At 64.9% G+C, this 23892-nt stretch carries 24 protein-coding genes, 1 pseudogene and 1 riboswitch; of the genes and pseudogenes, 8 read left to right on the plus strand and 17 right to left on the minus strand.

Annotated elements, in window-relative coordinates:
• Both bmt and B3D39_RS03255 read right to left on the minus strand, forming a co-directional pair.
• The coding region (bmt, locus tag B3D39_RS03250; protein ID WP_286789374.1) for a betaine--homocysteine S-methyltransferase at positions 1-964 on the minus strand (964 nt) is incomplete at its 3' end.
• A 187-nt stretch (positions 965-1151) separates the two neighbouring features.
• The gene (locus B3D39_RS03255; protein ID WP_078519365.1) at positions 1152-1469 is read right to left on the minus strand and encodes a DUF1476 domain-containing protein; all 318 of its coding nucleotides are present in this window, start codon (positions 1467-1469) and stop codon (positions 1152-1154) included.
• Positions 1470-1739: 270 nt separating this feature from the next.
• Between B3D39_RS03255 and purC the strand changes: the two genes are divergently transcribed.
• From purC to B3D39_RS03290, 7 genes and pseudogenes are all read left to right on the plus strand, one after another.
• Positions 1740-2501 carry a phosphoribosylaminoimidazolesuccinocarboxamide synthase gene (gene purC / locus B3D39_RS03260; protein WP_098410619.1) on the plus strand — a complete coding sequence of 254 codons (762 nt, stop codon included), beginning with the start codon at positions 1740-1742 and terminating at the stop codon, positions 2499-2501.
• Positions 2502-2515: 14 nt separating this feature from the next.
• Positions 2516-2755 carry a phosphoribosylformylglycinamidine synthase subunit PurS gene (gene purS / locus B3D39_RS03265; RefSeq protein ID WP_078539473.1) on the plus strand — a complete coding sequence of 80 codons (240 nt, stop codon included), beginning with the start codon at positions 2516-2518 and terminating at the stop codon, positions 2753-2755.
• 130 nt (positions 2756-2885) lie between these two features.
• Positions 2886-3554: a phosphoribosylformylglycinamidine synthase subunit PurQ gene (gene purQ, locus B3D39_RS03270; protein ID WP_274962079.1), complete on the plus strand. Its 669-nt coding sequence runs from the start codon at positions 2886-2888 to the stop codon at positions 3552-3554.
• 117 nt (positions 3555-3671) lie between these two features.
• Positions 3672-5414 (plus strand): sensor histidine kinase, encoded by a 1743-nt coding sequence (locus B3D39_RS03275; protein ID WP_274962104.1) that lies wholly within the window; start codon positions 3672-3674, stop codon positions 5412-5414.
• Between the two features lie 3 nt (positions 5415-5417).
• The gene (locus B3D39_RS03280; protein ID WP_078539470.1) at positions 5418-6749 is read left to right on the plus strand and encodes a sigma-54-dependent transcriptional regulator; all 1332 of its coding nucleotides are present in this window, start codon (positions 5418-5420) and stop codon (positions 6747-6749) included.
• Between the two features lie 599 nt (positions 6750-7348).
• A pseudogene (locus B3D39_RS03285) lies at positions 7349-9385 on the plus strand (Rne/Rng family ribonuclease); the annotation flags it as partial.
• Positions 9342-10847, plus strand: a complete 1506-nt coding sequence (locus B3D39_RS03290) for a ribonuclease E/G (RefSeq protein WP_286789375.1) — start codon at positions 9342-9344, stop codon at positions 10845-10847. The pseudogene B3D39_RS03285 and the gene B3D39_RS03290, both read left to right, overlap by 44 nt.
• Before the next feature lie 72 nt (positions 10848-10919).
• Here the strand turns inward: B3D39_RS03290 and B3D39_RS03295 are convergent, their stop codons facing one another.
• The 3 genes from B3D39_RS03295 to B3D39_RS03305 form a co-directional block, all read right to left on the minus strand.
• Entirely contained in the window at positions 10920-11354 is a 435-nt protein-coding gene (locus tag B3D39_RS03295; RefSeq protein ID WP_274962081.1) for a 6,7-dimethyl-8-ribityllumazine synthase, read from the minus strand.
• 81 nt (positions 11355-11435) lie between these two features.
• Positions 11436-11582, minus strand: a riboswitch (FMN riboswitch).
• A 36-nt stretch (positions 11583-11618) separates the two neighbouring features.
• Complete coding sequence (locus tag B3D39_RS03300; protein WP_286789376.1) at positions 11619-12068, minus strand: GNAT family N-acetyltransferase; 450 nt, start codon at positions 12066-12068, stop codon at positions 11619-11621.
• The gene (locus B3D39_RS03305) at positions 12068-12295 is read right to left on the minus strand and encodes a sulfurtransferase TusA family protein (RefSeq protein WP_083075169.1); all 228 of its coding nucleotides are present in this window, start codon (positions 12293-12295) and stop codon (positions 12068-12070) included. Before B3D39_RS03305 ends, B3D39_RS03300 begins: the two co-directional genes overlap by 1 nt.
• Positions 12296-12389: 94 nt before the next feature.
• Between B3D39_RS03305 and B3D39_RS03310 the strand changes: the two genes are divergently transcribed.
• Entirely contained in the window at positions 12390-13133 is a 744-nt protein-coding gene (locus B3D39_RS03310; RefSeq protein WP_078599256.1) for a cytochrome c biogenesis CcdA family protein, read from the plus strand.
• A 4-nt stretch (positions 13134-13137) separates the two neighbouring features.
• Here the strand turns inward: B3D39_RS03310 and B3D39_RS03315 are convergent, their stop codons facing one another.
• From B3D39_RS03315 to B3D39_RS03370, 12 genes are all read right to left on the minus strand, one after another.
• Positions 13138-14562 (minus strand): UdgX family uracil-DNA binding protein, encoded by a 1425-nt coding sequence (locus B3D39_RS03315; protein ID WP_274962082.1) that lies wholly within the window; start codon positions 14560-14562, stop codon positions 13138-13140.
• A complete protein-coding gene (locus B3D39_RS03320; protein WP_274962083.1) occupies positions 14562-15797 on the minus strand; it encodes a putative DNA modification/repair radical SAM protein in 1236 nt (411 codons plus the stop codon). Before B3D39_RS03320 ends, B3D39_RS03315 begins: the two co-directional genes overlap by 1 nt.
• A 92-nt stretch (positions 15798-15889) precedes the next feature.
• Positions 15890-16663 (minus strand): DUF2189 domain-containing protein, encoded by a 774-nt coding sequence (locus B3D39_RS03325; protein ID WP_274962084.1) that lies wholly within the window; start codon positions 16661-16663, stop codon positions 15890-15892.
• A gap of 106 nt (positions 16664-16769) precedes the next feature.
• The gene (locus tag B3D39_RS03330; RefSeq protein ID WP_274962085.1) at positions 16770-17516 is read right to left on the minus strand and encodes an SDR family NAD(P)-dependent oxidoreductase; all 747 of its coding nucleotides are present in this window, start codon (positions 17514-17516) and stop codon (positions 16770-16772) included.
• A 36-nt stretch (positions 17517-17552) separates the two neighbouring features.
• A complete protein-coding gene (locus B3D39_RS03335) occupies positions 17553-18098 on the minus strand; it encodes an AAA family ATPase (protein WP_274962086.1) in 546 nt (181 codons plus the stop codon).
• Between the two features lie 6 nt (positions 18099-18104).
• Positions 18105-19229 carry a peptide chain release factor 2 gene (gene prfB, locus B3D39_RS03340; RefSeq protein WP_098410629.1) on the minus strand — a complete coding sequence of 375 codons (1125 nt, stop codon included), beginning with the start codon at positions 19227-19229 and terminating at the stop codon, positions 18105-18107.
• 150 nt (positions 19230-19379) lie between these two features.
• Positions 19380-20123, minus strand: a complete 744-nt coding sequence (gene tpiA / locus B3D39_RS03345; protein ID WP_078546731.1) for a triose-phosphate isomerase — start codon at positions 20121-20123, stop codon at positions 19380-19382.
• Between the two features lie 88 nt (positions 20124-20211).
• Positions 20212-20583 carry a HesB/IscA family protein gene (locus B3D39_RS03350; RefSeq protein ID WP_274962087.1) on the minus strand — a complete coding sequence of 124 codons (372 nt, stop codon included), beginning with the start codon at positions 20581-20583 and terminating at the stop codon, positions 20212-20214.
• Positions 20584-20608: 25 nt separating this feature from the next.
• Complete coding sequence (locus tag B3D39_RS03355; protein ID WP_274962088.1) at positions 20609-21352, minus strand: DUF3307 domain-containing protein; 744 nt, start codon at positions 21350-21352, stop codon at positions 20609-20611.
• Positions 21349-21954: a MarR family transcriptional regulator gene (locus B3D39_RS03360; RefSeq protein WP_274962089.1), complete on the minus strand. Its 606-nt coding sequence runs from the start codon at positions 21952-21954 to the stop codon at positions 21349-21351. The genes B3D39_RS03355 and B3D39_RS03360 overlap by 4 nt, the downstream gene beginning before the upstream one ends.
• 81 nt (positions 21955-22035) lie before the next feature.
• Positions 22036-23109 (minus strand): alkene reductase, encoded by a 1074-nt coding sequence (locus B3D39_RS03365; RefSeq protein ID WP_274962090.1) that lies wholly within the window; start codon positions 23107-23109, stop codon positions 22036-22038.
• 209 nt (positions 23110-23318) lie between these two features.
• Positions 23319-23684, minus strand: coding sequence for a DUF59 domain-containing protein (locus B3D39_RS03370; protein ID WP_078519345.1), 366 nt, complete (start codon positions 23682-23684; stop codon positions 23319-23321).
• Positions 23685-23892: the final 208 nt, after the last annotated feature.

Raw genomic sequence — 23892 nt, forward strand, 5'->3', positions numbered from 1 at the left:
CCTCCGACGAGAAGCCGCCGAGAACCGAGGAAATCTGGTCGAGCGTCGGGCGCTCGCCACGCGGACGCGTCTCCAGCGCCTCGCGCATCGCCACCAGATGCTCGGCCATGGTGCCGCAGCAGCCGCCGATGATCGTGGCGCCGCAATCGCGCGCCATCACCGCATATTCCGCCATCAGCTCGGGCGTGCCGTCGTAGTGGATATGACCGTCGACATATTTCGGGATGCCCGCATTGCCCTTGGCGATGATCGGGCGCTCGGTCCCGGTCGCGGCAAAACCCAGAACGGTGCGCAGCAGGTCGGACGCGCCGACGCCGCAATTTGCGCCGAAGGCCAGCGGCGGGTGAGCCAGCTTTTCGACCATCGAGACCATCGCCTGCGAGGTCAGCCCCATCATCGTGCGGCCTGCGGTGTCGAAGCTCATCGTGCCGCACCAGGGCATCCCCGCCAGATGGCAGGCCTCGGCGGCGGCCTTGTATTCTTCCTGCGCCGAGATCGTCTCGACCCAGAGGATATCCGCGCCGCCCTCTTTCAGACCCTCGGCCTGTTCGTGGAACATCTCGACCGCGAGTTCGTGGGTCAGCGTGCCCATCGGCGCGAAGATCTCGCCGGTCGGACCCATCGAACCCGCAACGATCACGGGGCGCGACTGCTTGTCGGCCACGTCGCGGCCGATCTCGGCGGCAAGGCGGTTGAGCTCGCGCACGCGGTTCTGCGCATTGTGCAGTTTCAGCCGCGAGGCATTGCCGCCGAAACTGTTGGTCAGGAACAGGTCCGAGCCCGCTTCGACGGCCAGCGAATAGAGCTTCGCGATCTTTGCGGGCTCGTCGGCATTCCACAGTTCCGGCGCATCGCCCGAGGCCAGCCCCATGTTGAACAGGTTGGTGCCGGTCGCGCCATCGGCCATCAGCCAATCGCGGGTTTCCAGAAGGCGGCTCAGCGCGTCGGTTTTCGGGGCGGTCATAAGGGCCTCGTCAAATGCAAAGGGCCGCGTCGGGCGCGGCGGTTGGGTTTCTCCTGCCATGACAGGCGGGAATTGGCAAATTCGTTTCCTTCATGTTCTTGATGAAGGCGCTGCAATCTCGGGCGGAAATGCAAAAGGCCGGACGCGCGGGGCATCCGGCCTTTCAATCTACGTCATCGGCGAGGGCTCACTCGGCCTCGTCGACCACCTGACGGCGCGCCTCGGCCATGCATTCGGCCATCTTCGCGCGGATCGTCTGTTCATCGGCCTTGTCGCCGAGATCGCCCGAGAGCTTGCGGTACACGTCTTCGTGGCCCGCTTCCTCGAAATCGGAGGTCACGACCTCGCGGACATAGGCATCGGCCTCGGGGCCGGTTTTGCCCAGAAGCTCTGCGGCCCATTGGCCCAGCATCTTGTTGCAGCGGGCATCGGCCTTGAACTGCAGCTCGGCATCATGCGCGAACTTGTTCTCATAGGCGTTTTCGCGATCGTCGAAGGTGGTCATGGCCCACGTCCCTCCCGGTAAAGTCTCCGTTACCTCCGATATGCACATGCACGGCGTGCGCCGCAAGAGGAAAGGGCCGCGTTTTGGCGGGTTTGACGGGGCTGTGCATCTGCGTGAAGTGGCGTGCGCTTTACCTTGCGAGACTCGCGGGCTTGTCCTATAGGGCGGGCAACACCCTTTCGCGGACGGCGCGCAGGGGCGGGCGCGGCATTCCCGACGGTATGCGGCGCAGGCCCTGGCACCGCCGCGCCAAGTGAGAACGGAGACGCGATGGCACCCCGGCGCAAGAAGATCTACGAAGGCAAGGCGAAGGTTCTGTATGAAGGCCCCGAGCCCGGAACGCTGGTCCAGTATTTCAAGGACGACGCAACCGCCTTCAACGCGCAGAAGAAGGACGTGATCGAGGGCAAGGGCGTGCTCAACAACCGCCTGTCCGAGTATTTCATGACCGGCCTGACCAATATCGGCGTGCCGAACCACTTCATCAAACGGCTCAACATGCGCGAGCAGTTGATCCGTCAGGTGGAGATCGTGCCGCTCGAGGTGATCGTGCGCAACTTCGCCGCCGGTTCGATCGCGAAGCGTCTGGGCATGGAAGAGGGCACGCCGCTGCCGCGTCCGATCGTCGAATACAGCTACAAGAACGACGATCTGGGCGATCCGCTCGTGCCCGAAGAATATATCATCGCCTTCGGTTGGGCGAGCCAGCAGGACCTCGACGACATCGTGGCGCTGGCGCTGCGCGTGAACGACTTCCTGACCGGTGTGTTCTACGGCGTCGGCATCAAGCTGGTCGATTTCAAGATCGAGATCGGCCGAGTCTGGGATGGCGATTTCATGCGCCTGATCGTGGCCGACGAGATCAGCCCCGACAGCTGCCGCCTGTGGGACGTCAAGACGGGCCAGAAGCTCGACAAGGACGTGTTCCGCCGCGATCTGGGCAACCTGACCGATGCCTATACCGAAGTCGCCAAGCGCCTTGGCGTGCTGCCGACCAATACCCAGCCGATCAAACCGACGCTGATCAACTGAAAGGACCGCTCGTGATGAAAGCCCGCGTTCATGTGATGCTGAAGGATGGGGTGCTCGACCCGCAGGGCGAGGCCGTGCGCCACGCGTTGGGCCATATGGGGTTCGGCGGCGTCGAAGGCGTGCGTCAGGGGAAGGTGATCGAGCTGGACCTGAGCGCCACCGATGCAGCCTCTGCCGAGGCCGAGGTGAAGGAAATGTGCGAGAAGCTCCTCGCCAATACCGTGATCGAGAAATACACCATCGAGATCGCCTGATCCGGGTCGGGTGGCGGGCGCTGCCCCCCTTGGCCAGCCGGCCAATTCCCCCCGGGATATTTGTACCAAGCCGAAGGCCGCACAGGCCTTACCCGACAGGTTCGACCCTCAAGGCCAGGAGTTTGCACCCATGAAAGCCGCCGTCATCACCTTCCCCGGATCGAATTGCGACCGCGACCTGAGCATGGCCTTCGCCGCAGCCGGGGCGGATGTCGTCAAGGTCTGGCACAAGGAAACCGCATTGCCCGAAGGCATCGATATCATCGGTGTGCCGGGCGGGTTCTCCTATGGCGATTATCTGCGCTGCGGCGCGATCGCCTCGCGCTCGCCCATCGGGCAGGCGGTGGCCGATTTCGCAGGCAAGGGCGGCTATGTCATCGGCATCTGCAACGGTTTTCAGGTGCTGACCGAGATGCGGCTGCTGCCGGGCGCCTTGATGCGTAATGCAGGGCTGAAATTCGTCTCGAAACCGCTGGCTCTGCGCGTCGCGACGACCGACAGCGCCTATACCTCGGGCTATGAGGCGGGGCAGGAGATCGTGATCCCGGTCGCCCACCATGACGGCAATTACCAGATCGACCCCGAAGGCCTTGCCCGCATCGAGGGCGAGGACTGCGTGGCGTTCCGCTATGTCGAGAATCCCAACGGCTCCGTCGACGATATCGCGGGCGTGCTGAGCGAGAACCGCCGGGTGCTGGGCATGATGCCTCACCCCGAGCGCGCGATCGAGCCTGCGCAGGGCGGCGCCGATGGGGCGGCGCTTTTCCGCGCGTTGAGCGGGATGCTGGCAACCGCCTGATCTCGCGCGCTTGTTGCGCTCTGGGCCTTGGCTTAGACTTCGCGCATGACGCACGTGCAGACACGTTCGACGATTTTACCTGACGAGCCGCCCGAGAGTGAGGGCGGGCTCGGCGTGATGGCGCGCTCGCCACGCGCCCGTTGGCTGCTGCGCGTCGCTGTGGTGCTGATCCTCGCGCTGGCGGGGGCGGTGATGTGGATCACCAACCAGTGGCTGACCCAGCGTTTCACCGAGACGACGCGCGTGCGCACCGAGCTGCGGCTTGCGCTTTACACCGGCAACATCATGTCCGAGCTGCAGCGGACATCCGTGGTGCCGCTGTTGCTCGCGCGCGATCCGGAGCTGACGCAAGCCCTTGATACAACGGATTATTCCACCGCCTCGGCGCAGTTGATCACGGCCAAGAAAGAGGTCGCGGTGGCTTCGATCCGGCTGTTGGATATGCAGGGCCGGGTGGTGGCGTCGACCAATCGCACGCAGATCGGCTCGCCCTTCCCGAATGCGCCCTTCTTCGTCGATGCGACCCGTTCGCGCGGGACGATCTTCTCGCTCAACGAGCCCGAGGCGGGCGGCACCGAGTTCGATTATTCGCGGGCCGTCATCCAGAACAACAAGCCCGTCGGCGTGATTGTGGTCGAGGCGGATCTGTCGAAATTCGAACGCGCCTGGGCCGGGATTTCCGATGCGCTGGCGGTGGTCGACAGCGAAGGCAAGATCATCCTGACGACCGAGCCGCGCTGGCGCGGGGTGACGATGTCGGAGGCGTTGGCCGCGCGGTCTGCTCCTTCCGCGATCGAGCGCGCGCTGCAGGCGACCGCCGATTGGGCCAATGACGCGCCCGACGCCTATCTCAAGGGCCGCGCGGTGATGCGCACCGAGGCGCGCATTCCCTTCCGCGGCTGGAAGATGATCGCCTTTACCAGCTACGATTCAGTGCGCGAGCGGGTGAATGCGGTGCTTGCGCTCGAGATCATGGGCTTCGCGATCCTGCTGGCGTTGGTCTTCTATGCGCTGTCGCGGCGCGCGCGGCGGCAAAGTCAGGAATTGCGCGCGGAATCGGCGGAGCTGCGCCAGCTCAACACCCGGCTGAGCCGCGAGATCGCCGAGCGCGAGAAGGCGCAGCAGGATCTGGCGGTGGCCGAGCAGACGATCGCGCAAAGCTCGAAACTCGCGGCTCTGGGCGAGATGTCGGCTGCCGTCAGCCACGAACTGAACCAGCCCCTGGCCGCGATGAAGACCTATCTGGCCGGCGCAAAACTGCTGTTGCAGCGCGCCCGGGTCGAGGAGGCGCTGTCGTCGTTCCAGCGCATCGACGACTTGATCGGGCGGATGGGCGCGATCACGCGGCAGCTGAAATCCTATGCCCGCAAGGGTGGCGAGGCCTTCGAGCCGGTGGACCTGCGGGTGGCGCTGTCGGAGGCGCTCTCGATGATGGAGCCGCAGCTGAAAATTCGCAAATTGCACATTTCGCGCACCATGCCGCGCAGTCCTGTTATGGTCATGGCGGACCGCATCCGGCTGGAGCAGGTGATCATCAACCTGTTGCGAAATGCACTCGACGCCACCAAGTCGGTTGAGGAACCTCAAGTGGAGTTGTTGCTTACCTCGGGTGAGACGGCCGTGCTGAGCGTGCGTGATAACGGTCCCGGTATTTCGGATCTCGACAAGCTGTTCGAGCCGTTCTGGACCACGAAGAAACCGGGGGAAGGGACGGGGCTGGGCCTCGCGATCTCGTCCTCCATCATCAGTGATTTCGGGGGTCGTCTGACCGCCCATAATTCCGAAAGCGGGGGTGCAGTGTTCGAAGTTCAGTTGCCCCTCCTGGCGGACAAGAACAGGGCCATAAAGGCCGCGGAGTAAGACATGGCAAGACTAATGAAGGTAGCGATCGTCGATGACGAGGAAGATATGCGGCAATCCGTCAGCCAGTGGCTGGCGCTGTCGGGCTTCGACGCCGAGACCTATGCCAGCGCCGAAGACGCGCTGAAAGTGATCGGCCCCGATTGGCCGGGCGTGGTGATCACCGACATCCGGATGCCCGGCATGGACGGGATGGCCTTTCTCAAGCGGCTGATGGGGATCGATAGCGGTCTGCCAGTCATCATGATCACCGGCCACGGCGATGTGCCGATGGCGGTCGAGGCGATGCGCCTTGGCGCGATGGACTTCATGGAAAAGCCGTTCTCGCCGGATCGGATGACCGAACTGGCCAAGCGCGCCACGCAGGCGCGCCGCACGACGCTCGACAACCGCGCGCTGCGCCGCGATCTGGCCGAGGGCGAGAAGGTGATGGGCAAGCTGATCGGCACTTCCGAGCCGATGGAGCGTCTGCGCGAAGATATTCTCGATCTGTCGCAGGCGGATGGCCACGTTCTGATCGACGGCGAGACCGGCACCGGCAAGACGCTGGTGGCCCATGCGCTGCACGCGACGGGCCCGCGTGCGGGCAAGAAATTCGTCGTGGTCAGCTGTGCCGCGCTGACCGAAGAGGCGCTCTCGGCCAAGCTGTTCGGCCCGGTCGAAGAGGGCGGTCTGCCGCTGATGGAAGAGGCGCGCGGCGGCACGCTGTGCCTCGAGGATGTCGAGGCGCTGAGCCAGTCGCTGCAGGCGCGGCTCTTGCAATTCATCAACGATCAGGGCGCTCCGGCGGAGACGCGCATCGTCGCGATCTGCAATACCCATGGCGAGGGCAAGACGGTCGAGGACGCGCTGCGCCCCGACCTCTATTATCGCTTGGCCGCGCTGAAGATCACCCTGCCGCCGCTGCGGGCACGCGGCGAGGATATCCTGACGCTGTTCAACCGCATGTCCGAGCAATTCGCCGACGAATATGGCTGCGACGTGCCGGAGGTGACCGCGCAGGAAGCAGCCCAACTGCTGCAGGCTCCGTGGCCGGGCAATGTGCGCCAGCTGATCAACGTGGCCGAACGCGCTGTGCTGCAATCGCGCCGTGGCTCGGGCTCGATCGCGTCGCTTCTGATGACCGACGACGAAGAGACTGGGCCGGCGGCGATCACCACCGAGGGCAAGCCGCTCAAGGAATATGTCGAGAGCTTCGAAAAGATGCTGATTGACAACACGATGCGGCGCCACAAGGGCTCGATCTCGGCGGTGATGGAAGAGCTGTGCCTGCCGCGCCGGACCTTGAACGAGAAGATGGCCAAATACGGCCTCGCCCGCGCGGATTACCTTTAAAGGAACGCGTGCCCGCATCTTCGCCTCTAGGTGCGGGGCATGAGGGTGGCCTTCGAACAATACGACGTGAGCGGCGCGGGCCTGAATGGCACCGCGCCGCGGCATTTTCCGGCCTGCGGCGGCAAAACCCCGGAACGGGCCTGCCTAATCGCTGAACATCGCGAGAATCCGGGGTGCGATTAACCCTTCCCTTACGAAAATTCGATTGTGTTCCCGTAGGCTGTGCCGCTATGGTCAGAACCAGTCGGTTTCACGCCATAAGTGTGAACCCACCGAAATTCGCTGATGCCTTGGCCGATCCGGCGCAGATGATGCGCAAGGGGCCCCGGCTCAACCGATTGGCCGAAAGGCCGCAAGTTTGTCTCCCTCTTCCGCATTTGCCGGGACGGAGGCCGTTAATTGGGCGCCAAGCGGCTAAGCCGACCGCGCCTTGGAAAGAACCGCGATGATGCGTGACGGGATATCGCAGATGAGGACGGGCAGGCTCGACGCCACCGCCGTCTGCACGCATGTCCGCAACCTCGCCTCAAGGACAGTTTCAGCCCAAGACAGCGCCGCGCCCCCGGGCAGGTCGCAAAGGGCTGACCTATTGGATTTACATGGCAAAGAAGATGCTTATCGATGCCACCCACGCGGAAGAGACCCGCGTCGTGGTGGTGGACGGCAACAAGGTTGAAGAATTCGACTTTGAGACCATCAACAAACGGCAGCTCGCCGGAAATATCTATCTCGCGAAAGTAACGCGCGTCGAACCGTCGCTGCAGGCGGCCTTCGTCGACTACGGCGGAAACCGGCACGGCTTCCTCGCCTTCGCGGAAATCCACCCCGATTACTACCAGATCCCGGTCGCCGACCGCGAAGCGCTGCTGGAAGAAGAACGCCAGCTCGCCGAAGCCGCGGCTGCGGAAGAGGAAAAGCCGAAATCTTCGCGCCGCCGCCGTTCGCGCCGGTCGTCGAACAAGGCGGAGAAGGCCAAGCAGGACGAGGCGGTCGTCAGCTCGGACGAGATCCCGGGCATGGGCGTTGTCGATCCGGAAGCCGAAGGCGAGAGCGCCGACGCCTCCAGCGACGAGACCAAAGCCGAAGTGCAGACGGACACCTCCGAGGCCCCGGCCGAGGACGCGCCCGCTCAGGAAGCCGCCTCGACGCCCGCCGCTGCGGCTGAGACCGCCTCCGACGAGGATGACAGCGACGACTCCGACGACGATGACGACGACGCGGGCGATGACGCTGCCGAGGCCGATAGCGGCATCGAATCCGTCGCCGACGAGGATGTCGAAGAAGAAATCCGTCCGGCCCGCAAGCCGCGTCCGCGCCGCTACAAGATCCAGGAAGTGATCAAGGTGCGCCAGATCATGCTGGTGCAGGTCGTCAAGGAAGAGCGCGGCAACAAGGGCGCGGCGCTGACCACCTATCTCTCGCTGGCAGGCCGCTACTGCGTGCTCATGCCCAACACCGCGCGCGGTGGTGGCATCTCGCGCAAGATCACCAACGCCGCCGACCGCAAGAAGCTCAAGGAAATCGCAGGCGAGCTGGACGTGCCGAAGGGCGCGGGCCTGATCGTGCGCACGGCCGGTGCGCAGCGCACCAAGACCGAGATCAAGCGCGACTACGAATACCTGATGCGCCTGTGGGAGCAGATCCGCGACCTGACGATGAAATCCGTCGCGCCGGCGCCGATCTACGAGGAAGGCGATCTGATCAAGCGGTCGATCCGCGACCTCTACAACAAGGATATCGACGAGGTTCTCGTCGAGGGCGAGCGCGGCTACCGCGCGGCCAAGGCTTTCATGAAGATGATCATGCCGAGCCACGCCAAGAACGTGAAGCACTACGCCGAGTCGCTGCCGCTGTTCGCGCGCCATCAGGTGGAAAGCTACCTCGCCTCGATGTTCAACCCGACCGTGCAGCTCAAGTCCGGCGGTTACATCGTGATCGGCGTCACCGAAGCGCTCGTCGCCATCGACGTGAACTCGGGCCGGGCGACCAAGGAAGGCTCGATCGAGGAAACCGCGCTCAAGACCAACCTGGAGGCCGCCGACGAGGTGGCCCGCCAGCTGCGGCTGCGCGACCTCGCCGGTCTGATCGTGATCGACTTCATCGACATGGAAGTGCACCGCAACCAAGGCAAAGTTGAACGGGCTCTGAAGGAAGCTATGCGGCCAGACCGCGCGCGGATTCAGATCGGACGTATCAGTCCGTTCGGCCTTTTAGAACTGTCACGTCAACGCCTGCGCCCTAGTCTCATCGAGACGAGTTCTGAGCCCTGCCCCTACTGTCAAGGCACCGGCATTCGGCGTTCCACGGACACCACCGCGGTCGAGGTCATTCGCGCCGTCGAGGAAGAAGGCATGCGCAAGCCCCACGGCGAAATCACCGTATACGCGCCGACCAGCGTCGCCCTGTTCGTTCTCAACAACAAACGCCAGTCTCTGGCCGATATCGAAGAAAAGTACGGCCTGACGGCGACGTTCGAGGGCGACGATACGTTGATCCCACCGGCGATCCGTATGGAAAGAGAGGACGAAGGCGACGTCACCAACAAAGCCAAGAAATCCGAAGCCCGCTCCAGTGATAGCAGTGAGGATTCGAGTGGCAAACGCCGACGGCGGCGGCGCGGNNATCGACTTCATCGACATGGACGAGCGTAAGAACAACAACGCCGTCGAGAAGCGCATGAAGGAGCGTCTGAAGACCGACCGCGCGCGCATTCAGGTCGGCCGTATCTCCGGCTTCGGCCTGCTCGAGATGAGCCGCCAGCGTCTGCGTCCTGGCATGATCGAATCCACGACGCAGCCCTGCGCGCATTGCCACGGCACCGGCTTGATCCGCTCCGATGACAGCCTCGCGCTGAGCGTCCTGCGCGCGATCGAGGAAGAGGGCACCCGCAAACGGACCCGCGAGGTTCTGGTGCGTGCCCCCGTCGCGGTCGCCAACTACCTGATGAACGCCAAGCGCGAACATGTGGCGGTGATCGAGGCGCGTTACGGCATGTCCGTGCGCATCGAAGCCGCGCCGGAACTCGTCTCGCCCGATTTCACCATCGAGAAGTTTAAGACTGCGACACGCAATGTCGCGGAAGTGGACAGCCCCGTGGTGTCGGCTTCGGCCAGCCTGATGGCCGAGATCGACGACGCCGAGGACGAGGCGGAGATCGAAGTTGAAGCCGAGGCCGAGGCCGAGGAGCAGACCCAGAAGGCCGAGACCGAAGCCGAGGAGCAGCCGAAGAAGAAGCGTCGTCGTCGTCGTCGTCGCCGGAAGTCGAATGGCGAAAACGAGGAGAATAACGACTCCTCGGAGAACGGCGATCAGTCGTCGGATGACCAGCCCGCCAAGGACCAGTCCACGGGCGATCAGTCCTCGGACGTGACCGAAGGGCAGGAGCCCCCCGCCAAGGCCGAACCCGCGCATGCGGCGGAAGCTCCGGCGGACGAGGCTAAAACCGAGGCGCAAACCGACGCGAAGACTGAGGCTCAGCCCGAGGAAGAAGCGCCGAAGCCCAAGCGCCGCTCGCGCGCCCGCAAGAAGGTGGAAGAGCCGAAACCCGAAGCCGAGACCGCTGAAGCCCCCGCTGAGGGCACCGAGGCCAAGGCCGAGGAAGAAGCGCCCAAGCCGAAGCGTCGCACGCGGTCGCGCAAGAAGGTGGATCCCGAGGCGGATGCGCAAGCCGCCGTCGAAGGCAGCGCCGCAGAGGTCAAGGCCGACGCCGCAGAGGCAGCCGAAGAGGCGCCCAAGCCGAAGCGTCGCTCCCGTGCGCGCAAGAAGGTCGAGGAGCCCGTCGCAGCGACGTCCGAGACGCCCGAGCCGCCGGAAACCCCGCAGCCTGACGCGCCGACCGAGCCGCAGGAGACGCCGCAGCCCGACGCACCGGTCGAGACGCCTGAGCCCACGCCGCAGGAAACCCCTGTCGACGTGCCGCCGGAAGCGCCGCCCGCGCCCGAACCGGAAACTCCGTTCGAGCAGCCGCCGGAAACGCCGCAGCCTGATGCGCCGGTCGAACTGCCCGGTGGCCCGGCTTTCGCCGAGACCGAGACGGAGGGCGAGACCATGACCGAGGAGGCGCCCAAGCCCAAGAAACGGGGTTGGTGGAGCCGCTGAGGCACCTTCAGATTTGAGAAAGGCCGGGCAGAGCGCCCGGCCTTTTTCGTTTTTCTCTTTGGTTTTCCGCGCTCAGGCGGCCAGGTCCTGTGCCTGTCGGGTCAGTTGCAGCGCCGCCCGCGCCGCCTCGCGGCCCTTCTCGACGAAATGGCTGCCAAAGATCGCCCGGTGGTGATCGGTCTCCTGGAACTGATGCGGGGTCAGCGAGACCGACAGCACGGGCACGCCCGTCTCCAGCCCCACCTGCATCAGGCCATTCACCACGGCCTGCGCCACGAAGTCATGCCGATAGATCCCGCCATCGACGACCAGCGCCGCCGCCGCGATGGCGCCGTAGCGGCCCATGCGGGCCAGTTGCTGCGCCTTCATCGGCAGCTCGAACGCGCCAGGGACGTCGAAGACATCGACCTGCGCCTCCGGGATTTCTTCGAGAAACCCCTCGAGCGCACGGTCGACGATATCGGCGTGCCAATTGGCTTTGATGAAGGCGTAACGGGTGTGTGTCATCGTAATCTCCTTGCATAGCGACACGTCACCCAAGGCGATCACATGCAGTCCGCGCCCACGCGCCAAGGCACGGGGTCGGCTGCATATTCTCTTCCATCCGGACTGTAACCGTCGGCTCAGGCCTCGCACCTGATCTGCTGACCCTCGCACGACGGCGAGGCGCTCGCGGGCTCGCGGATTTCGCCGCATACCGCCGGTGGGGAATTTCGCCCCGCCCTGAGAATGGCCGGAGATTGGCACGCGCTTTTGCGCTCGGCAAGGGGCTTAGTTGCCGGGCCAGCCATACCAGACCATCGCGTGCCCGGTGCGCGGATGCGTGTCGGTCTGCAGGCGCTCCATCCCGTGATGCAGGTAAAACGCCTGCGCGCGGCTGTTGGTCTCGCTGGTATAGAGGCGGAACCCCTCCGCGAGCGCCGCCTTGGCCTGCGCCATGAGCCTCGAGCCGATCCCATGCCCGATCCAGTCGGGATGGACGAAAAGCTCGGCCAGGATCGCCTCGCGCGGTTTCAATGCGAGAAACGCCATGATCCGCCCCTGATCCTCGGCGAGGGTCACCTGCCAGCCAGCAGTCATTTCCTCGTCCACGCGGGCGCGCAGGGCGGTGCGGCTGGGCATCACCGGTGGGCCGACACCGGGCAGGCTCGCGCTGAGATGCCAGAGATCGGCAATCGCGTCGCGATCCGCGTCATGGGCCGGGCGTAGCGTGACGGTCATCAGCTCTTGCGCACCAGATAGACTTTCACGCCTTCCCAATCCTCGGCCTCGACCAGTTCGTGCCCGGTTTGCGCGCAGAAATGCGGCACGTCGATCCAGCTCGCCCCGTCGGTCGCGACCAGTTGAACCAGCGCGCCGGGGGCGGCCGACTCGAGCGCTTTGCGCAAGCGCAGAACGGGCAGGGGGCAGAGCAGCCCCTTCGCATCGATTTCGATATCGGGCGTCATGGCGGAGGTTCTCGCGCGCCCGCGCTGATTTGTCCACGCTGTTGTTATCTCACGACCCGGTGACCGCGCGCGAGGAATGGGGTAGAGGAGGAACATGTTTGGAATCGATCTCGTCTCCGCTGCGTTCCTGCCCGCCGCCTTCGTGGCGCTCTTTGCGGGTCTGTTGTCATTCCTCAGCCCCTGCGTGCTGCCGATCGTGCCGCCCTATCTCGCCTATATGGGCGGGGTGAGCATGGGCGATCTGCGTGAGGGCAAACGCTCGGCGGTGGTCCCGGCGCTGTTCTTCGTGCTGGGCCTGTCGACGGTGTTCCTGTTCATGGGGTTCGCCGCCTCGACCTTCGGGCGGTTCTTCCTGACCAACCAGGTGCTGTTCGGGCGGATCGCAGGCGGGGTGATCGTGATCCTCGGCCTACATTTCCTCGGCGTGTTCCGCATCCCGATTCTCGACCGCGAGGCGCGGCTGGATGCGGGCGACCGGGGCGGCTCCTCGCTTGGCGCCTATGTTCTGGGCCTCGCTTTCGCCTTCGGCTGGACGCCCTGCATCGGCCCGCAACTGGGCGCGATCCTGTCGCTCGCGGCACAGGGCGGCGATCAGGCGCGCGGGACGGCTCTGCTGGCGGTCTATGCGCTGGGTCTGGGCATCCCGTTCCTGCTGGCCGCGCTGTTCATCCAGCGCGCGATCGGCGTGATGAACCGGCTCAAGGCCTATATGGGGATCATCGAGAAGACGATGGGCGCGCTGCTGGTCGTCGTCGGGATCCTGCTGCTGACGAATGCGTTCTCGGCGATCAGCTTCTGGCTGCTGGAGACCTTCCCGAGCCTTGCCGTGCTGGGCTGAGCCCTCAGGCCACCATCTGCGCCGCGCGGACCAGATCCGCCTCGAAAGCCCGCATCATCGCGGGCTTTTCCATGTCGGGTAGGCGCAGCAGGTAGGACGGGTGGACGGTGATCAGCATCGGCGTGCCGTCCTCGAGCACCTCCACCGTGCCGCGCCGTTTGAGAAGGCCCCGTCGATCCCCGGTGAGGCTTTCCAGCGCGGTCGCCCCCATCGCGAGGATTGCCTTCGGCTTCACTAAGCTGCGTTCTTGGTCGAGCCACCAGCGACAGTGATGGATTTCCTGCCGGTCGGGCGACTGGTGGATGCGCCGCTTGCCGCGCGGAGTGAATTTGAAATGCTTCACCGCATTTGTGAGGAAGGTGCGTTCACGGGACAGACCCGCACGTGCTGCCACCTCGTCGAAAAGCTGCCCCGCGGGGCCGACGAAGGGGCGCCCCTCGAGATCCTCGAAATCGCCGGGCTGCTCGCCCACGATCATCAGCGGCGCATCGAGCGGCCCTTCGCCCGGCACCGCCTGCGTCGCGGTCTCCCAGAGCGCACAGCGGCGGCAGCTGTTCAGCCCGGCCAGCAATTCCGCGCGGTTGCCCGCGGGCGGCGGGGTGGCGCGGTCGCGCGCCAGTCGCTCGGTGATCTTGCCCGCGCGGGCCGGGGCGAGTGTGGGTGCGTTGGCCGCCATCTCTTCGGCGCGCGCCTGCGCGGTCGCGATCATCTTGGAGATAAGCCCGGCCTCGGGCAAGTTATGCCAATACTTGCGCGGCATCTCGGATTGCATCGCGCCGACCTTCAGTCGCGCCGGGTTGAAGATGTTGCGGAAATAGGTGCGCCAGAGGTCTTCCGCGCCATCCTCGGGCAAGTCAGGGCGCGGCTGGCCGTCGCTGAAGCGCAGCTTGCCCGCTTCGAAATGCGCGGTCAGATCGGGGGTGAAGATCGACCAGTCCATATCGCCGAAGCGTTTGACGAAGAACGGCGCGGTCAGTTCGCAGATGTAATGCGAGGGCTCGAACCACGCGGCGAAGCGGCGGCGCGGGGCGTCCGGGTCGCCGATCTCGCGGAAGCGCACGAAGGCGGTCATCTTGTGGCGGTCGCGAGAGACCTCCTTCGCCATGCGGTTCACCCGGTCGATGCGCGGATCGGCGCGGTCCTCCAGCAGGCGCTTGTCGGATCGCAGTGCCCAGAGCACCGCGTAAGCCCGTGCGAAGCGCTCTGGGTCGCGATGGCAGATCACGAGGCGGGCGAGATCGACAAAGCCCTTCGGCACGCTTACAGCGCCGTCTGTGGGGGTAGGGGCGTCCTGCGCGAAGAGATCGGCCTCCGCCGCCCCGCGATGCCAGAGAAGCTCTTCGGGCGGGATGCCTGCGCCCAAGGCTGCGCGGGCCTCGTCTCGCCACGCCTCGAACGTGCCGATCTCGGGCAGGGTGATCGTGCGCATCACAGCAGCTGCAACTGCTGCGGTGGTGGGGCGAAACGGGCGCGCAGGTCTGCCGCATCGGTCAGCGCGCGCGGATGCCAGTCCAAGAGCGTGATGAAGGGTTTCGCCTGCTTCAGGTTCGCCCCCATCCGGCGCAGATCCTCGTAGCGCAGCGTCCGGTGGCGGCGCGTCGCCAGCACCCGACCCACCGTCTTCACCCCCAGCCCCGGTACCCGCAGCAGCATCTCGCGCTCGGCCCGGTTCACGTCGAGCGGAAAGAGATGCCGGTTCGCCAGCGCCCATGCGAGCTTGGGATCGACCGTCAGATCGAGATTGCCATCGGTGGTGCCTTGCGAAATCTCGTCCACGTCGAAGCCGTAAAAGCGCAGCAGCCAATCCGCCTGATAGAGTCGATGCTCGCGCATCAAGGGCGGCTTGATCAGGGGCAAGGCGGCGGAACTGTCCGGGATCGGCGAGAAGGCGGAGTAATAGACGCGCTTGAGCGCATAGCTCGAATAGAGCCGAGTCGAGGTCTTCAGGATCGTGGTGTCATTCGCCCCGTCCGCGCCGACGATCATCTGCGTCGACTGGCCCGCGGGCGCGAATTTCGGGGGGCGCTTGCCGGTGAAGCTGCGCTCCTTGCGGGCGTCGCGCAGCAGCCGCACATCGCCCATCGCGCGGCGGATCTGGGCGGGGTCCTTCTCCGGCGCGTAGTCCTGCACCGCGCGGTCGGTCGGCAGCTCGACATTGATGGAGAGGCGGTCGGCGTAAAGCCCGGCCTCCTCGATCAGCTCGGGCGCGGCGTCGGGGATGGTCTTCAGGTGAATGTATCCGCGGAAATTATGCTCCACCCGCAGGAGCTTCGCGATGCGTACCATGTCGGTCATCGTGTCGTCGGGCGAGCGGATGATGCCGGAGGATAGGAACAGCCCCTCGATATAGTTGCGGCGGTAGAATTCCAGCGTGAGGGTCACGACCTCCTCGGGCGAGAACCGCGCGCGGGGGGTGTTGGAACTGACCCGGTTCACGCAATAGGCGCAATCATAGATGCAGAAATTCGTCATCAGGATTTTCAGCAGGCTGATGCAGCGCCCGTCCGGCGTGTAGGCGTGACAGATGCCGGAGCCTGTGACCGAGCCGATCCCTTTGCCATCCTTGGAGTCGCGTCTTTGCCCCCCGCTCGACGCGCAGGAGGCATCGTATTTCGCCGCATCCGAGAGGATCGCCAGTTTCTGATCGAGGGTCATTCTTGCCATGTGTTCACTATATGTTCACATTTTTCGCCTTTCAATAAATCCATGACAAAGGGGCGCGAAATTCGCGCCCCTCGGAAAGCATTGTCCGGTCTTCAGGCCGTCAGGCGGCGATACATATGCCAGCTGGCATGGCCCAGAACCGGCAACACGATGAACAGGCCAAGAAAGACCGGCAGCATCCCGATGAACAGGCTCGCCGCGATCACCATGCCCCAGATCGCCATCGATACCGGGTTGGCGGCGACTGCCCGCATCGAAGTGATGATCGCGGTGATGATGTCGATCTCGCGATCCATGATCAGCGGCAGGCCGACCACGGTGAAGGAAAACAGGATCGCCGCGAAGGCCGCCCCGATCGCAGAGCCGATCGCCAGCATCGTCAGCCCGTTGCCGGTCAACAGGATCTCGGGCGAGCTGGAGACATTGGTGAAGGCCGACAGCCCCATGAACAGCGCGAAGGTCGTGTGGGCGACGAAGACCCAGAACATGAACATCATCAGGATCAGCATCGCCATCGAAGGCGTCTGGCGGTCCTTCTCGGAAACGCAGCAGGCGATCACCTCACGCCAGACCAGCGGCTCTTGGGCTTCCAGCCTACGACTGACGGTGTAGAGACCCATCGCGGCAAAGGGCGCGAGCAGCGGAAAGCCGAGCGCGAAGGGGATCAGCCACCATTCCTCGCCCTGGGCTGCGAACACGGTCCAGAGCACGATGCCACCGAGCACGTAGAAGCCCGAAAACATCAGCCCGAAGGCCGGGGCGCGTTTGAAATCGTTCCATCCTGCTTTCAGGATGTCTGGTATTTCCGAGACCTGAAGGTCGCGGATATGCGGCACCTCGGAAGGCGGCGACGCGATCGTTTGCATGTGTATTCTCCCTGACTGAGGGCCCTCTCCCCAAGGCCCGCAACTTCACGTTGCGTCACGCAGGCGTGATCTGTCCAGAGAATTGCGTGCTGCGTCGCCGCGAGGCTCAGCCGCCCATCCGTTTCGTCAGCCGTAGAGAGAGGGCATAAGGCAGTCGTTTCAATAGCTTGAGCTGCCATGTGAGGCGGCGGGGGAAGTGGGTCTCGAAGCGGTTCTTGGCCAGCCCGTCGGCGATGCGGCGGGCGGCCTCGTCGGCTTCGATCACGAAGGGCATGGCGAAATCGTTCTTCTCGGTCAGGCGAGTCTTCACGAAACCGGGAGAGATCAGCCGCACGTCGATCTGGGGGGCATATTCGACGCGCAGGCTCTCGACGAGGTTGATGACGGCGGCTTTCGAGGCGGAATAGAGCTGCCCCTTCGGCAGCCCGAAGATCCCCGCGACCGAGCCGAAAATCACCAGTTGCCCGCCATCGCGCAGCAGCCCCGGCGCGGCCTGCGCGAACCAGAGCGTGCCGAGTAGGTTCACCTCCACCAGCTTGCGCGCCGCATCGCGCTCGATCTCGTCGACACGACCGGGATCGTAGAGCGCCGCGGTGATGATCATTGCGTACAGCTTTCCGTGGCTCAGGATCTCGCCGCGCGCATCGTCGAGGCTCTCGGGATCGGAGACGTCGCAGGGCACGACCTCGCCCTGACCCAGCTCCGCCTTCAACGCGTCCAGCGGCTCGACCGAGCGGGCCGACAGCACCAGTCGCGCCCCGCGCGCGGCCAGTTCGCGCGCCAGCGCTTGCCCGATGCCCGAGCTCGCGCCCATGATCCAGATGCGTTTGTCCTTGAAGTCCACGGTGCTCATCCTCTCGCTACTGGAGAGGATACGCGCCAAAACCGCTCAGGGTTTCATTCCAAGCGCGGTAAGGCACTCGGCCATCAGCTCGTCGAGCGGGCGCGTGCCCGACAGTTCCAGCACCGGCTCGGACCGGCCTGCCAGCCATTCGTGATGGCGGCTCAGCGAGCGCCCAGAGAAATAGGGATCGTCATAGCCCGCAGCCCAGGTCAGGAAAGAGCCGTGATTGGCCTCCATATCGCCGCCCTTGCGGATACGGGTTCCGAAGCGCGCCGCCTCGCGCTTGCGCAGGCGCGCAAGGCGGATCGGTGTGGGAGCGGTGAGGAAGACGATCAGGTCGGCGCCTGCGATTGCGGGCTCCCCCCAGCCGTCGAGCGAGCCGGAGATCACCCAACCGTCCGGCTCCTTCGCCGCCTCCATCAGCGCCAGTCGTTCAGCGGGGCGGCGTTTGACGGTGTAGGGCGGGTCGCTCTCGGCCCAGTAGAACTGATCGGTGTCGAGATGGGTGACGCCCAGCCGGTCGGCCAGACGTTCCCCCAGCGAAGATGTACCCGAACCCGCGGCGCCGGTAATATGAACCCGCGCCGCCATTCGCGATCAGCTCTCCGCTTGCGCGTCGGCGCGGGATTTGCCTTCGAGGCCGAGCGCCAGCGTCGCCGCCATGAACCCGTCGAGATCGCCGTCGAGCACGCCCTGCGTGTCCGAGGTCTCGTATTGCGTGCGCAGGTCCTTCACCATCTGGTAGGGCTGCAGCACGTAAGAGCGGATCTGGTTGCCCCAGCCGGCCGAGCCCTTGTTCTCGTGGGCCTCGTTGATCGCCGCGGTGCGCTTTTCCAGCTCCATCTGATAGAGGCGCGATTTCAGCGCCTTCATCGCGATGTCGCGGTTCTGGTGCTGCGACTTCTCGGAACTGGTGACCACGATCCCGGTCGGGTGGTGGGTGATCCGCACCGCCGAGTCGGTCGTGTTGACGTGCTGACCGCCCGCACCCGAAGAACGGAACGTGTCGATGCGGATATCGGCGGGGTTCACCTCGATCTCGATATTGTCGTCGACCACCGGATAGACCCAGACCGACGCAAACGAGGTCTCGCGCGTGCCCTTGCCGAAGGGCGAAATCCGCACGAGGCGGTGCACGCCCGATTCCGATTTCAGCCAGCCATAGGCGTTGGGGCCGGAAATCTTGTAGGCGCAGGATTTGATCCCGGCCTCGGCACCCGGTTCTTCGGATTGCAGCTCGACCTCGTAGCCGCGTTTCTCGGCCCAGCGGACATACATCCGCTGCAGCATCGAGGCCCAGTCGCAGGCCTCCGTACCGCCCGCGCCTGCGTTGATTTCGAGGAAGGTGTCATTCGCATCCGCCTCACCATCGAGCAGGGCTTCCAGCTCCTTCGACGCGGCGGTTTCTTTCAGCGCGGCCAGCGAGGCCTCGGCCTCGGAGACGACTTCCTCGTCGTCCTCCATCTCGCCCATCTCGATCAGTTCGACATTGTCCTCCAGATCCTGCTTGATCCGGTTATAGGTTTCGAACTTGTCCATCAGTTGCTGCCGGTCGCGCATCAGTTTCTGCGCGCGCGCCTGATCGTCCCACAGGGTGGGGTCTTCGATCATCGCGTTGAATTCCTCGATCCGGTGCGGCGCGGTCTCGAGGTCCATCCGCTGGCCCAGCAAGGTCAGGGACTTGCGGATCTGTTCGACGGTGTTCTGCGTCTCGGCGCGCATCTGTCATCCTCTTGAAAGCTTGGGCCGCGTGATACGAGATCGGGGCGGCGCCCGCAAGGCGGCGCGGGGGAAATTGCGTGGGCCGCGCGGCGTTGAAAAGCGGCGCGGCCCTTGTGTCTGTGGCCTCCGTGGGCCGGCGCGGGACTTGGCTCAGCTTGCGTCCAGAGCGGCGATGATCGCGCCGAAATCGCTCGCCTTGAGCGAGGCCCCGCCCACCAGCGCGCCATCGACGTTGGAGGTCGCGAAAATCTCTTCCGCGTTGGAGGGTTTGACCGAGCCGCCATAGAGCAGACGCATCCCGTTGCCCTCATCAGCGAAGCGCGCGACCAGCGTGTTGCGCATGAAGTCATGCACCTCGGCGATCTGCTCCAGAGTCGGCGTGCGGCCCGTGCCGATCGCCCAGACGGGTTCATAAGCGATCACGCAATTGGCGGCCGTCGCCCCATCGGGAACCGAGCCCGCAAGCTGTTCGCCGATCACGTCGAGCGTCTGTTCGCCGTCGCGCTGCGCCTCTGTCTCGCCCACGCAGATCACCGCGATCAGACCTGCGCCAATCGCCGCCTCGGCCTTGGCGCGCACGATCAGGTCGCTTTCGTGGTGGTCCGCGCGGCGCTCGGAATGGCCGACGATGACGTAAGAGCCGCCCGCATCTGCAATCATCTGCGCCGAGATGTCGCCCGTATGCGCCCCGCTCTCGTTCATGTGGCAATCCTGCCCGCCGACCGCGAGCTTGCCGCCAGCCGCCTCGGCCATAGCGCCGATCAGCGTCGCAGGCGGGCACAGGAGCACGTCACAGGCGGGGGACGGGTGCGCTTCGGTCAGCGCCGTGACCTCGCCCAGATTGCTCTTGAGCCCGTTCATCTTCCAATTGCCGGCGGCCAGTTTCTTGCGCATGTGCGATTATTCTCCCTGATGTCGTTGGGCCTGACATTAGGGCAGGGGGCGCAGGCTCGCAAAGGGCAAATTGGCGCGGGGGCGAGACTTAGCCGTTGGCCTGGGGGGCTTCCATATCGGCGAACTTGATCGACTCGCCGCAGCCGCATTCATCGACCACGTTCGGATTGCGGAACTTGAAGCCCGATTCCAGAAGGCCGGTCTCGTAGTCGATCTCGGTGCCCAGCATGAACATCTGCGCCATCGGCGCGATCAGCACACGGGCGGGACCCTTTTCCACGACGATATCCATCGGCCCGGCCTCGGCCGCGACCTCCATCGTGTATTCCATGCCCGCGCAGCCACCTTTCTTCACGCCGATGCGGAAGCCAGCCGCATCCTCGCGCGACATCAGCTTGGCAATCTGCGCGACGGCGGCGTCGGTCAGGGTGACGGGATCTTGTCCGGGGACGTTGAACATGGGGGGCTCTCCTTCACCGAGTAATTTAGTCGGGGACGGGCAGGATTCCAAGGGGCGGAAGCTGTCCCAAAAGCGCGAGCGTGGCGTAAGAGGCGGCGAGCGCCCAGCCGAAAGAGGCCAGCGTGCCGATGATCACATATTCGGATTTCGGATTCGCCCCGTCCTTGGAGACCGCCTCGAAGCGCAGGATCGATTTTGCCGCGATCAGGAAGCCGATGCCGGAGGGCTGACCTGCCAGTACCAACAGAAAGATCAGCCCGCGTTCGAGAAGCCCGATCATCCGCCCGCCCTGGGGCAGGCCTTCGGGCGGGGCGTCGTTTTCATATTGCGCCATCAGCATCCCCACCGCGAAGCCGCCCGCGCGGGTTGTGATCAATAACCCGGTGGCGAGCGTCAGAGCGCCGGGGAGCCAAGAGAGGTTCGCCCAGAGCGAGTTGGCCCAGAACGTCGGGAAGGCGGCGGCGATCAGCGCGGTCGCAGCCAGATGAGCGGCTTGATCGCCGAGGAAGGCGGCGAGGGCCTGTTCGCGCGGCGCGAAGCTCTTGGCGATGTCGATCACCAGATGGCTGAGGGCGACCAGCGCCAGCACCCCGATCAGCGCCCAGCTCAGTTGCAGCCCCACCAACAGCGTCAGCCCCGCAAGGATCGCGATATGCGTGGCCAGCGCAGCCAATTCCCGCCCGGCCTTCTTCGCCGCCATGTCGCTGCTTTGAAACGCGAAATCGGTGAAGGCATGGGCGAAGAGAAGCGCCGCGAAAGTCTCGATCATGGGGTCTCCTCGATCATCGCCAAGGCCTCCACGATGGCCGGGTAAGCCGCGCTTGCCAAGGCCTGTGATAGCGATTGCCGGGTGATGCCGATTTCGGATGCGGCGGCGGTCTGGGTCGGAGGTTTGATGCGCAACATCGGCGCGATCGCGCGCGCCTGCGCTGGAGTCCAGTCTTCCGAGATGTGATCGAACAGTCGCAGCGCTGCTCCTAAGGCCCCGCCCGCGGCATGGGCGATACGCGACCCGGCGAGGCGGTCCAGCAACTGCCCAGAGGCGGTGAAGACCGGCCCCGACGCCCCGTTCAGGTCGCCATCGGCAGGCAGCGTGCCATCACCCTCGGCAATCGCGATCCGGGTCGAGAATGCCTCGCCCAGAGCGCGCAACTCGGCCTCGATCAGCACGGCCAGCCTTGCCTGATAGCGCGGCTCGGTGATCGCGATCTGCCAACCATCGCCGCGATTGCGGGCGAAAGCCGCGTCGCCCAATGCGGGCCGCAGCACTGCCGCCGCCCCCTCGATCGCATCGAGCGCCGCGCTTAACTCCGACGCCGAGAGCCGGGTCGAGGCGACGATATCGCCGGTAAGGACACAAAAATAAGCCATGCGCAGGTTATAATGCCTGCGCATGGCGATATGCAAGTAAAAACGCCTGCATTAACTATCTAGCAGGCAAATTGGCCTGCGTTATTCATCGAGGAACGGATAATCCGTATAGCCCTCAGCGCCGCCGCCGTAGAACGTGCCCGGATTCGGCTCGTTGAGCGGCGCGTCCTTCTCGAAACGCGTCGGCAGGTCCGGGTTCGCGATGAAGAGCTTGCCGAAGGCCACCGCCGCCGCGCCCTCTTTCAGCGCGGCCTCGGCCATCCCCTTGTCGTAGCCGTTATTGGCGATATAGGGCGCCTTCGACTTCGCGCGCAGCGTTTCGATCCCGTCCGCGGGCCACTCGCGCGGACCGCCGGTCTGGCCTTCGACGAAATGGACATAGGCCATCGGCTTGGTGTTGAGGAACTCGACCACCGCGCCGAACAGCTCCGCGGTGTTGCTGTCGATGCCCACGTTATTCGCGTTCGACCACGGCGAAAGGCGAATGCCCACGCGCTCGGCGCCGAGGATTTCGGTCACCGCGTCCACGACTTCGCGCAGGAAGCGGGTGCGGTTCTCGATCGAGCCGCCATATGCGTCCTCGCGTTTGTTCGAGGTGTCGCGCAGGAACTGGTCGATCAGGTAGCCATTCGCGGCGTGGATCTCGACGCCATCGAAGCCCGCGGCTTTCGCGTTGCGCGCGGCGTTTCGGTAATCCTCGACCGTGGCGGCAATCTCTTCGACCGTCAGCGCATGGGGCGTGGTGGTCGCGACGAAGCCTTCACCGTCGAAGGTTTTCGCCTCGGCCGAGATCGCCGAGGGGCCGACAGGGTCGCGCCCATCCAGAAGCTGCGGCACCGAAATCCGGCCAACATGCCAGATCTGCGCGACGATCTTGCCGCCAGCGCCATGCACGGCCTCGGTGACCTTCTTCCAGCCCGCGACCTGCGCGTCGTTATAGATGCCCGGCGTCCAGGCATAGCCCTGCCCCATCGGCGAAATCTGCGTGCCTTCGGTGATGATCAGACCCGCACCTGCGCGCTGGCGGTAATATTCCACCGTCATGTCGGTCGGATGCAGGTCGGGCGCGCGGTTGCGGGTCAGCGGGGCCATCACGAAACGGTTGGCGATCTCGATCGCGCCGAGCTTCGTGGGGGAGAAAAGCGTATCAGCCATGTCGGTCATCTAGTCGGGCCTCTCATCGGGTTTGACATTCGGCAGCATGAGATGGGTCTTGCAGCGCGATGGGCAAGGCGGCGGGAAGCGCAACGCCCCTGTGCGCAAATGCGAGGAAGCAAAAAGGGAGCCGCGTGGCTCCCTTCCTCTTGGTCTGAAATATCCCGGGGGGCACCCGCAGGGGGCGGGGGCAGAGCCCCCTCCGGACCTCACATGAAGCCCAGTTCGAGCCGCGCCTCGTCGGACATCATGTCCATGCCCCATTGCGGATCGAAGGTCATCTCGACATCGACATCGCGCAGACCACCCACGCAGGCCACGGCATCGTGAACCCAGCCCGGCATCTCGCCCGCGACGGGGCAGCCCGGCGCGGTGAGCGTCATGATCACCTTCGCGTCATTCTCGGGGCTGATCTCGATCGTGTAGACGAGGCCGAGATCGTAGATGTTCACCGGGATTTCCGGGTCATAGACGGTGCGGCACGCTTCCACGACATTTTCGTAGAGCGGGTGATCGGTCGTCGAGGGCTTGATCAGCGGCGTGCCTTCAAGCGGCTCTTCGGGCGTGGCGGTCATGGAAGCCTCTTTCATCGGCGGGGGCGCGCGCGGGCGCCTATCGAATTACTCGACTGTTTATCTAGGTGATAGGACCCGAGCCGTAAAGGGAGGCGTGGTCTGTCTGCTGATATGTGATGGCGACGGGCGGCCCTTCGATGCGGTGCGCCGAGATGTAAGATGCCGCGCGGGGCGACCAGCCCCGGGGCCGCGCCCGACCCTCCCCCCG

Source organism: Thioclava sp. UBA3469 (genome assembly GCF_002378135.1).
Classification (GTDB): Bacteria; Pseudomonadota; Alphaproteobacteria; order Rhodobacterales; family Rhodobacteraceae; genus Thioclava; species Thioclava sediminum.